Here is a 1,865-nt window from a genome sequence, read left to right on the forward strand (position 1 = left end):
GCCGCCCTGCGCGTACCTCACGCCCCAGGGCTACCGGTGCCGACACCCGGCTGTCAGGCGAACCACACCGACATCACCCAATCAAGTTCAGTAGCCCCGGCGATGACGAACCGACCAGAGTTTTCTTCTTCGCCGAAGCGAGCCTCGCGCACCAGACCGCTGCCGCGCTACGCGACATCGGTGATCTCGACGGCGCGGCCCGCGAGTTCCGCCGGAGCGTCGACACCCGACAGGCGTCCGCGTTCACCCGAACCCACGCGGTAACCCTCGGCTACCTGGGGATGGTGCAGGCGCAGCAGCTCTCGATGGAGGAGGCCTGCGTCACGTGGTCGCAATCCCTCACCGCGATGGAGGGCGTTCGTTCGGGCCGGGCCCGCGACGTCGCCCAGCAGATACGCACCATGCTGTCCCCGTTTCGCGGCCGCCGGCTGCCGGGCGTGGACCAGGTCGACCAGCGCGCCGCCGCGTACCTCGCGGCGACCGCGTAGCCCGGCGTCGCGCGTCGCCGGGTTTCTACAGGAGGGGAAGACGATGAGCAGCACGTTCGAGGTTCAGGAACTCGGTCGCGTCGTCGGCGGACGCCGCGAGCCCACCGACGACTACTGGGGCGGCACGCAGGCCATCATCCGCCTGGACGGCAACCTGTTCCCTGCGGAAGCCACGAAAGGCCTTGAGGAGTTCTCCCACCTTGAGGTCCTGTTCCGGTTCCACCTGACCGACCCCACCGACCTCAACCCGGGCGCCCGGCGCCCGCGCGACAATCCGCAGTGGCCCGAGGTCGGAATCTTCGGGCACCGCAACATGCGCCGGCTGAACTGGCTCGGATCCTCGCGCTGCCGACTGATCAAGGTCGACGGCCTCGACCTCCACGTCCAAGACCTCGATGCTGTCGACGGCACCCCCGTCCTCGACGTCAAGCCCTGGTTCGCCGAGTTCGGGCCCCGCGGCGCCACCCACCAGCCGGAATGGGTCACCGAGATGCTCGGCAACTACTTCGCACCCCACGCCAGCAGCTGAGCACATGGCCCGGCCGATCGCGTTGCCCGTCCGGGCCACGCGATCGGGAGTTCTGCACCCCGGCGGCGGTGACGATCAGGACCAGGAGCAGGCCCAGGGTGTCGGTGGCGATGTGGCGCTTGCAGCCCTTGACCCGTTTCCCGCCGTCGTAGCCCTGGCTGTCGGCCGGGGCGTTCGGCGAGGCCTTCACCGACTGGCATCGATGATCGCCGCGCTCGGCAGGATCCGCCGGCCCTTCTTCGCCCTGAGCTGGTCACGGAGCGGGTCGTGGATCTGCTCGGCGGTGCCGTCGCTTTCCCACTCCTTGAAGTAGTCGTAGACCGTGGTGTGGGGCGGGAAGTCGTGCGGCAGGTAGCGCCAGGCGATGCCGGTCCGCGCGACGTAGAGGATCGCGTTGACCACTTCACGCAGTTCGGTGGTCGGCTCGCGCCCCTCGGCGCGAGCCGACCGCCAGCGCAGCAGCATCGGTCCGATGAGCTGCCACTGGTCGTCCTTCAGTGCTGCGGGACGCGCTCGAACAGGCCCACGGCGAGAACCTCGACCTCCGCCGCGAACTCGCCCGCCGCGCGGAGAAACCTCACCCTCACAAGCCCGAGTCATCGGACCTGCTGAGCGCGTCACATCGATCGAAAGAACAGCCTGAGCTGCGGCAACATGCTCAGATCGCGATCGAACCGGCGACAACGGAAGGCGGTCGGGACTTTTTCTTTCGTGTGACTGAGCGCTTCGATGGGCGACCTGAACAAGACCGGTCTGGGAATCGCCGGTCGGCTGGCTATGGACGCGGTTCCAGGGTGATGTGCGGGGACAGCGCGCGAAGAAAGTCGGGCGCGTCGAAGACCTTTCCC

4 protein-coding genes and 1 pseudogene are annotated in these 1,865 nt (G+C 68.3%); 3 read left to right on the forward strand and 2 right to left on the reverse strand.

Going from position 1 to position 1,865, the window contains the following annotated elements; translation table 11 throughout:
- Both ABZW10_RS38675 and ABZW10_RS38680 read left to right on the forward strand, forming a co-directional pair.
- Positions 1 to 488, forward strand: a pseudogene (locus tag ABZW10_RS38675) (hypothetical protein); the annotation flags it as partial.
- Between the two features lie 43 nt (positions 489 to 531).
- Positions 532 to 1,017, forward strand: a complete 486-nt coding sequence (locus ABZW10_RS38680) for a TrmO family methyltransferase (RefSeq protein WP_355376401.1) — start codon at positions 532 to 534, stop codon at positions 1,015 to 1,017.
- Here the strand turns inward: ABZW10_RS38680 and ABZW10_RS38685 are convergent.
- Positions 971 to 1,207 (reverse strand): transposase, encoded by a 237-nt coding sequence (locus ABZW10_RS38685; protein WP_355376404.1) that lies wholly within the window; start codon positions 1,205 to 1,207, stop codon positions 971 to 973. The two genes, ABZW10_RS38680 and ABZW10_RS38685, sit on opposite strands and share 47 nt — an antisense overlap.
- A complete protein-coding gene (locus ABZW10_RS38690; RefSeq protein ID WP_355376407.1) occupies positions 1,204 to 1,482 on the reverse strand; it encodes a transposase in 279 nt (92 codons plus the stop codon). Before ABZW10_RS38690 ends, ABZW10_RS38685 begins: the two co-directional genes overlap by 4 nt.
- 32 nt (positions 1,483 to 1,514) lie before the next feature.
- Here ABZW10_RS38690 and ABZW10_RS38695 point away from each other — a divergent pair.
- A partial coding sequence (locus ABZW10_RS38695; RefSeq protein WP_355376410.1) for a hypothetical protein occupies positions 1,515 to 1,865 on the forward strand: 351 nt, incomplete at its 3' end.

Source organism: Kitasatospora sp. NPDC004723, from assembly GCF_040609255.1.
Classification (GTDB): Bacteria; Actinomycetota; Actinomycetes; order Streptomycetales; family Streptomycetaceae; genus Kitasatospora.

Bases quoted from the DNA above. Each gene is read 5' to 3' on its own strand.
- ABZW10_RS38690 (WP_355376407.1), bottom strand. From the start codon at position 1,482: ATGCTGCTGCGCTGGCGGTCGGCTCGCGCCGAGGGGCGCGAGCCGACC.
- ABZW10_RS38680 (WP_355376401.1), top strand. From the start codon at position 532: ATGAGCAGCACGTTCGAGGTTCAGGAACTCGGTCGCGTCGTCGGCGGA.